The organism is Ferdinandcohnia sp. SAFN-114 (assembly GCF_059415045.1).
Window position 1 is genome coordinate 119,498 of record NZ_JBPFDQ010000003.1, and the last position, 8,140, is coordinate 127,637.

Annotated in this window: 8 protein-coding genes; 2 read left to right on the top strand and 6 right to left on the bottom strand. The window is 37.5% G+C overall.

Going from position 1 to position 8,140, the window contains the following annotated elements; all coding sequences use genetic code 11:
• Position 1: 1 nt before the first annotated feature.
• Genes ACR65M_RS01975 through ACR65M_RS01995 form a run of 5 tightly spaced genes read right to left on the bottom strand, consistent with a single transcriptional unit; the run spans position 2 to position 4,031 of the window.
• Entirely contained in the window at positions 2 to 1,342 is a 1,341-nt protein-coding gene (locus ACR65M_RS01975) for a PTS galactitol transporter subunit IIC (protein ID WP_207899824.1), read from the bottom strand.
• A 25-nt stretch (positions 1,343 to 1,367) separates the two neighbouring features.
• Positions 1,368 to 1,643 carry a PTS sugar transporter subunit IIB gene (locus tag ACR65M_RS01980; protein ID WP_440272403.1) on the bottom strand — a complete coding sequence of 92 codons (276 nt, stop codon included), beginning with the start codon at positions 1,641 to 1,643 and terminating at the stop codon, positions 1,368 to 1,370.
• Positions 1,640 to 2,758: a M42 family metallopeptidase gene (locus ACR65M_RS01985; RefSeq protein WP_440272404.1), complete on the bottom strand. Its 1,119-nt coding sequence runs from the start codon at positions 2,756 to 2,758 to the stop codon at positions 1,640 to 1,642. Before ACR65M_RS01985 ends, ACR65M_RS01980 begins: the two co-directional genes overlap by 4 nt.
• Positions 2,759 to 2,762: 4 nt before the next feature.
• Complete coding sequence (locus ACR65M_RS01990) at positions 2,763 to 3,242, bottom strand: PTS sugar transporter subunit IIA (protein ID WP_440272405.1); 480 nt, start codon at positions 3,240 to 3,242, stop codon at positions 2,763 to 2,765.
• The gene (locus tag ACR65M_RS01995) at positions 3,243 to 4,031 is read right to left on the bottom strand and encodes a DeoR/GlpR family DNA-binding transcription regulator (RefSeq protein WP_440272406.1); all 789 of its coding nucleotides are present in this window, start codon (positions 4,029 to 4,031) and stop codon (positions 3,243 to 3,245) included.
• Between the two features lie 655 nt (positions 4,032 to 4,686).
• Between ACR65M_RS01995 and ACR65M_RS02000 the strand changes: the two genes are divergently transcribed.
• Both ACR65M_RS02000 and ACR65M_RS02005 read left to right on the top strand, forming a co-directional pair.
• Positions 4,687 to 5,781 carry a hypothetical protein gene (locus ACR65M_RS02000; RefSeq protein WP_440272407.1) on the top strand — a complete coding sequence of 365 codons (1,095 nt, stop codon included), beginning with the start codon at positions 4,687 to 4,689 and terminating at the stop codon, positions 5,779 to 5,781.
• Between the two features lie 493 nt (positions 5,782 to 6,274).
• Positions 6,275 to 6,715 carry an SRPBCC family protein gene (locus ACR65M_RS02005; RefSeq protein WP_440272408.1) on the top strand — a complete coding sequence of 147 codons (441 nt, stop codon included), beginning with the start codon at positions 6,275 to 6,277 and terminating at the stop codon, positions 6,713 to 6,715.
• A gap of 129 nt (positions 6,716 to 6,844) precedes the next feature.
• Here the strand turns inward: ACR65M_RS02005 and ACR65M_RS02010 are convergent, their stop codons facing one another.
• Positions 6,845 to 7,864 (bottom strand): acyltransferase family protein, encoded by a 1,020-nt coding sequence (locus ACR65M_RS02010; protein WP_440272409.1) that lies wholly within the window; start codon positions 7,862 to 7,864, stop codon positions 6,845 to 6,847.
• Positions 7,865 to 8,140: the final 276 nt, after the last annotated feature.

Sequence of the window (8,140 nt, forward strand, 5' to 3'; positions counted from 1 at the left end):
TTTAATTCGTATTCCCTGATGTTGATGGTTTTCTGAAGAAGAATAATACCGCTGCTACGAAGGCTACGATTAAGAACACGCCAACTATTTTTAACTTGGCGAATAAGGAAAACACATAGGCTACTAGATTACCAGCTGATAATGCAGTAATGTCGGTTGCACCTTCAGGGAAGTCAAAGCCTGTATTCATAGCTGTTTCAGTAATAACCGGAGCAAAATAGCTTGCAAGCATGAGAATGATAGCCATTACAATGGTTCCACTTATTAACGTTCTAAAGAAATCCCCTCTATGAATAGGAGTGGCCATCGCGATAAAAAATGCAGTTGCAGCTAGATCACCGAAAGGTAAGGTTGTATTTAATGGGATAATCATTGCTAGGAGTAGGGTAATTGGAATGAGTAGGATTCCGATTGTGATTGTGGTTGAATGTCCAAGAGTTACGGCTGAATCAAGTCCGATATAAAACTCCGAGCCTTTAAAACGCTTTTCCAAGAAGGCTTTTGCCGCGTCTGAAATGGGCACTAGACCTTCCATAATCACTTTAACCATTCGTGGTAAAAGGAGCATAAGGGCAGCCATCGCTACACCTAATTCAATCGTTTGCTTCACATCATAGCCAACTACTAAACCGATTAAAATACCTAGGAATAACCCAATCATAAATGGTTCTCCGAATATCCCTAGTTTTTGGTTAATGGCGGCTGAATCAATTTTCCTATTTTTAAAGCCTGGAATCCTGTCATATATCTTATCGAGGAGCATGTAAATAGGGACGGTCGTAATTGCAAACCCCTGGGGAATGGAGATACCTGGTATACCGATCTCTTTTTGAACCCTTTCAGCAGATACATCGGCGATTTTCAGAGCAATGATAGCGTGCCCTGCTGCCCCAAGTAATCCATACCAGAAACTATTTGTGATCGACATAATAATCGCACCTGAAAAAGCAAAGTGCCAATAATTCCATATATCGATATTGACAGTTTTGGTTTGCTTTGTCAGAAGCATGAGGAAATTAACAATAATAATAAAAGGAATGATAACGGCTCCTACTTTTGTAGCGAATGCTACACCAGCTGCAGCAGGCCAGCCCGCATCTACAACAGATAAATTAAGGTCGAATTTTTCTATTAAAATAGTTGTTACTGGACCAACATAGTCCCAAATAAGATTTAACACTAGGTTTAGACCGACAAACCCAATACCTACTAGAACACCGGCACGAATTGCCTTTCCGATACTAAGTCGGAAAACAAGCCCAACAATTGCAATAATAATTGGAATCATAACAGTGGCACCTAAACCACTTATATAATCAAACACGCTAACAATAAAATCCATACACAATCCCCCTTATGTGATAAAACTAAGATAGACTCTCTATAATTTCTTTTTCTGTTTGTTCTACTCCCACTCCTGTAATAAAGGAAATACCTAATACAATAGGAATTGAATAAGAACGATCTACTTTCATCGACGTAACAATCACATTTGCTTGATCTACATAGCGTGAAATATCACCAAGTGTACATTGGATAATGTTTGCTTGAATGTTCTGGGAGGTTAATAGTTTTTGGACTCGATCACAGATTAACGTTGAAGTTGCAACACCTGCACCACATGCTACGATTATGGTTTTCATTGTGCACCTCCTTTCTCGAGTATGTATTGTTTTCCAAATGATGTATGAGTAGTTAGAGACTGTAGAAAATGGAAGAGGACGTGTATGAGTGCTTTTACATCAGATAGACATACTGTTTCAATTGGAGTATGAGTATACCTTGTAGGAATCGAAAAACCAGCTGTCATAATTCCTTGTTCAGCAAATGAAATAAAGGCGTTTTCAGTAATAACTCCGAGTGCGACTTCACGTTGCAGGGGTATATTCTGCTGCTCGGCAATTGTAACAATTTGATTAAATAATCCTTCATCAGGCAGTACCCCAGCTAATGTCCCACGGCCATGAAAGTTCATACACGTAATGGCTGGTCCATCGCCAATGATCACATCAGAATATCCGCTCATATCCGGTGTATCACAAGAAGGAGTGACATCAATCCCTATCGAAACATCTGGTGATAGTTTTCGCACTACTGGCATGATGCCCCGAATATTAAACTCTTCTTGCACACATGCGACTAGATGAATATCCCACTCGAGTTTATCTTTCATCTTAGATAGTTCCTGTGCCAGCAGCAACAAGCATGCACAAGCAGCGCGATTATCCATAGCTTTATTGGAAATCAAGTCACCTGCTAGTTCTGTAAAGTCAGAATGGTAGGTGATAAAAGAACCAACGTTGACTCCAAGTTCCTTCACATGTTCCCTCGTTCTTGCCCCAATATCAACATACATTCCATCAGTGGGTACTTTTCCTTTTTGATCTTGCTTTGTAAAATGGTGGGAAGTGGTTCCAATGAGCCCCGGGATAACTCCTTTCGAGCCGATTACATCCACTTTTAGCCCCGGCAACACATTTACATGTACTCCACCAATTCGTTCAACCCGCAAAAACCCGTTCTCCTCAACCTTTCGGACAATAAACCCGATTTCATCCATGTGAGCAAACAACATAAGCTTTTTCGGATTCGAAACACTAGAGAAAAAAGAACATGTAACATTCCCTAAAGGGTCAATCTCGATTTCGTCTCCATATGGTTTTAGACTTTTTACCATATAGGAAATGACCTTATCCTCACGAGAACTTACTCCAGATATGGATGTGAGCTCTTTAATAATTTGTTTGAGCTGTTCCACCGATTCACCCCCTTTTCTCTAGTAAGATTGATTGAAACAACTCTAGAACGTCTTCTTTTGTCTCTGCCTTTTGAATGTTATTCATAAACGCTTCATTTTGAAGTAGGGACGTTACTGCCTGTAACACTTCTAGATGTTGCGAAGAATGCTTTAATGCTAATAGAAACACAACACGCACTAGCACTTCTTCGTCTAACGCCCCCATGTTTCCAAAAGCTACTCCATCTTCTAAAATAGCTATAGCAATTCTTTCTTCAAGTACATAGGACGGTTCAGCATGTGGAATTGCAACCCCACAGCTGGTGGTCACTAATCCAGTAGGATACAAAGCCTCACGTTCCAAGAGCGCTTTTTCATACTCCTCCTTTGCGTAGCCCTTCTCGATTAATTCGTTTCCAAGCCAACCTAGAAGTTGTTCTTTCGAATTGCATTTCATCTTAAGAAAGATTAACTCTTCATCCAATAAACCATTCAGGAGATTCACTCATATACCACCTTCCTCTTTGCCAGCTAAAATAACTTCGACAGAAAGTTTTTTCCACGATTCAAGATCAGATGATCGGAAAATACCTTCGTCCGTAATAATCGTTTGAACCTCATCAATATCAGCGATTTTGACAAATGAAATTGAATCAAATTTGTTGCTATCAACCAATAAAAATCGTTCCTTGCAAATGTTGATAAATGCTTTCTTCACACTTGATTCTTCTATATTCGCGTTGGTGATTCCCTTGTCAATATGGAGTGCATCTGCACTCAAGAACACTTTATCAACATGGAATTGATCTATCATCAATTCTGTTATCGGTCCAATCAAGCTATATACACCTTTTCTCTTTTGACCGCCAAGAACCACTAACTCAATTCCATCATTCTCAGCTATTACCATCGCAACTTTTATATCATTTGTAATGACTGTGACATTTTCCATATCCCTTAGCTCTTCCGCCAACATCAACGTGGTGGTTCCGCTATCAAGGAGTATGGTTTCACCTGGAAAGATGTATTGCTTTGCCCTTCTTGCAATCTGCTTTTTACTCTCATATGCGAATTGTTCCTTTATGCTTTGTTTGGGTTCAAAGTTGGTCCCCTTTTTCATACTCTTTGCTCCACCATGCGTCCGAATGATTGCACCTCTTTGTTCCAGCAGCTGCAAATCGCGAATGATAGTGGGTTTTGACACCTGGCATAAATCAATTAGTTCAGTCGTTTTAGCAAATCCTTTCTCATTGATGAATTGCAGTATTTTTTCAGCCCTTTCAGCCTGAAGCATAAAAAATAACCACCCTTCTTACCAGCATTCTATGAACCGATATGATTGTTTATGAATTCATTTGAGATGTTTTGATAAAAAAATATAGGTGTGTTTATTATCGTACCGGAAGGAATAATTAGGAAAAGACGCTTTTGGTTCACTAGGAAGGGAAAGATTGTAGTGAATGTTACAATATTTTATAATTTGATTTTTTATGATTGGTAAACAGGCTTTACGGGGTGAAACAATTTGATTATTTAGATCTCGGATAGGTCGGAAGTATGTGATTTCTTGATAGGATTTTGTGGTGACTGTACAGTAATGTCGCTATTAAGAAATACTCCACGGACACGGGTTTCCCGTTCATATTTTGAATCAAGTGAACGAAACTGTCCATTCAAAACATCTGAAGGTTTTATTAAAAATGAATGGTTTGTCCTATCATTTAAAAATGAGGAAATACCAAGTTTTCCAGGCGTGGGTGTAGCTTTTGGAGTATGGGTCCTTAGGGTCTATGATTTGGGTTTACAAACTACTCTTCGACAAACTTCGGGGCAATCACTATGACCTTACCAGATTGATAATCTGGGACTTTCTACTCGATATTTATATATAAAATATCTGTAAATTAGAGTAAAATATAACTATATATTAATTATGAAGGGGAATATAAATGGAATTATATGAGCGGATAAAAAAGATTGATTTTGAAAAATTCGACTTAAGTGATAAAGAGCAAGAAGTTATAGATTATGCACTTTTAGAAATAGCTTTAAGAATTGGTGATAGTAACGTAATCAAAGATTATATTACTAAGTTTAAGATTTTTACATATAAAACTGTTTATGAGCAACCCTTAGAAGTTTGGAGTTTAGGTGAATACGAAGAGTTTTGTTATTTATTAAACGACGATGAAAAATTGGTATCAGATCTATATAATCAGATGTTAGATACCTTTAAGACTCCTCTGGACCTTGAATTTCATTATAGTCATATGTATAAATTTGATAGTTTTGATCAAATTTTAATGTTATTTGTAATCGCTTTAGAAGAAAAGGATTTGAAACTGTACATAGAAGAATTTATATTTGCTACGGGTATGTTTGGGGAGTACGATTTAATTTCTAGAGCAGAGGAATTAAACCAAATAGAAATGATCAAAGTTTTATTAGAATCTGGGGCAGTTATTTCAAAAGATGAATTTGAGTATTGCGAAAATGAAGAAGTAAAGGCGATATATAAAAGACATAGTAAAGAAAAAGTACAAGCAAACTTAGAGCAACCAATTTATAAACAGATAGAAGGCTCACCTACTTATCATCAAATTAAAGAATGGATACAAACTTATAAAAGCATCTATCTTATCACAAGCGATTCCTCTGTGAATATTGCAAAACGAATGAATTGCCAGGAGAAAGCATATTTTGTTGAATTAAATTGTGATGAAGATATCTTTCATCTTATTAATGCAGATAAAAAATATTATGGTTTCCCCATTTTCATTATAAAAGAAGCCGAGTATGAATCTCTTGAGGAGTATAAAAGACAGCGAAACTACGATAATGTAAAACAATTTCTATCAGAGCATTCGTTACTTTATAAAAGTAGTGAAAGATATTCAAAAGTCTTTTTTGCTGCTGCTATAACTATCAATAATATTGACTATAAAATACCTTATAGTGCTGAACCTGAATATAGGGAACGAACAGAAGCAGATTTCTGGTCAGATGTTTATGAACATGCAAAAGAATATAACGATAATCATTAACATTTTAACTAAGACTAATTCATTTGAGTTAGTCTTAGTTTTTGGAACATCACACCTCACACTATACCCTAATTCCATCACAATACCCTGGACTACTTCCCCACTCCAAAAACGAAGGAAAGGTTATCCGCTCCACATAATTTCTATTATCCAGAAACACTGGGATAAAAATTCAGGAAATAAACTTTGATTGCTGCATTTCTAGGCCTTAAAACCCACTGATTGTTTGTTTTCTACCCTTCGCTAAAATGACTTCTTCCAAAAACCCTCAGTGCTTTATAAACCTCAAAAAAAAATCTTCAACGTCGATTAATACTGGGGCACGGGACCTGTCCCTCTGTCCCAACAACACTGTGATACTTTTTCAAAGTGGGGGGCAGGACCCCATAGAAAGGCCCCCTACAAAAGTAATGTTAGTTCATGTCTTTTATGTAATAATATTCTTGTAGATATCTAAATCTACAATTCATACATAACGAAAGTAGGAATCAGAATGGCGACAGGAACTCATACAGTAGAAATTCCAGTAGATGTACAAGTAGTTTGGGACTATGTCAGTGATCTTGAAAAGTGGGCAACGACAGTACCAGCGTATAAAGAACATGAAATCATCAATGACAAGCAATCAATTTGGACGTTCGAAGGTAATGTAAAAGGGATTAAAAAGACAGTAAAAGCGCAGGTAGATATTACTGAGTGGAATGAGCCTTCCAATATTAAGTTTGAACTGAAAGGGTTATCAGATAACTTTACAGGGAGCGGTCACTTCACTGCAGAAGATATGAGTGGGAAAACAACCATGACATGTACCGTGGAAGTCCATGCAGGCGGATTATCGGGTGCGGTGTTAACACCGATTATTAAATGGGCTGTTCCAAAAGTTGCAACTCGTTTAACAGAGTCAATTGCTCGTAAAATTCCAGTACTCTCATAGTCTCGAAAAATTAAAATTTGCTATAGTCCCTACCATACTTATCCCTACTGTTGGGTTAAGAGTATGATAGACTTCTGCTTTTCAGGCTTTGAAAGTTGGGACAAGGGACCTGTCCCTCTGTCCCAAAATCTAGGATACATCCGCTGTTTTTCTGTTCATGTAACGCTGGAGCAGATGGGTCTTCAATTCGATGATTGGTTGTGCGAGTGTAAGGATTGGTTTTGATGCTAGTATCATGGTTACAATCGCTGCTAGGACGAATAACACAAAATAGTTTCCGGACTCAACCACGAAGTCATAAAGCGGTGAAAACTTGAACAATTGCACAATAGATCCATGTAATAAGTATACATAAAGCGTTCTCGCCCCTAGATGGGTTAAGAACATCTTCCTTCTTGGAACGATCGCCATGAAACTGAACGTAGCAAGAGCCATCAGTCCGTACATCAATAGACGGATAAACCACGCTTGCCCTAATTCAACACCCAATTTTTCATAGGAGGATGACGCAAGCAACCAATTTTTCGCCTCCTGCGGGAAAAAGAAAATATAACTGACAAACATCCCCACAAATAGGATTCCCGCTGCAATCCGTATGTCAGTTCGCAAGAATTTGGTAAAATGTTCTTTACTCAACAGGTAGCCTCCAAGGAATATTGGGAAGAATACAAAGGTCCTCGATAGACTGAAATAGGACCCTATGTCTTGAATATAACCTGCAAAAACACCAATTGTGACTGCTACTATCATCATGATCGCTGGGTGCTTCAGCTTAATGAATAAAAGAAGCAGGATATTCCAGAGCACCATACTCAATAAGAACCAAAGTGTCCAGTATGGTTGGAAAAGCGTAAACGTTTCGGTTCCATTCCAGAATCTAAGAATAACAAAATTAATAAGCTGGAAAATAAAATACGGAATCAAAAGTCTCCTAAATACCTTTTTTAAATGTCCCTTCTTCATAATCCCCTTTGAGAAAAATCCCCCTATCAGAATGAACGCAGGCATATGGAAGGTGTAGATAAAGTTGTACACTGTATATAAAGCGTCACTATCCTCTTTATGTGGGCTGATGAAGTGTCCAAACACAACAAGAAAGATGAGTATGAACTTAGCATTGTCAAAATAGGATTCACGTTCCTTACTCATGATACGGCCCTCCTAATTTTAAAATGTTTCCTTATAACAATATACTGATAACCTATCATACACCTTTAACGGTAAGTCGAATCGGATGTCATCGAAATTATAAGGAGATGTCATCTGTTATTGAAAATACGTAAATCCGTTGTAATAGAAGAGATGGCAATGTAAATAAAAAAAAGATGAACCCTACATTTTGTAGAGATGGACTAACCTAAAATAGTGAGACAATATAAAACACCTCCAAAATGGCAATACTTGAGATAAGTATTGTGACATTAT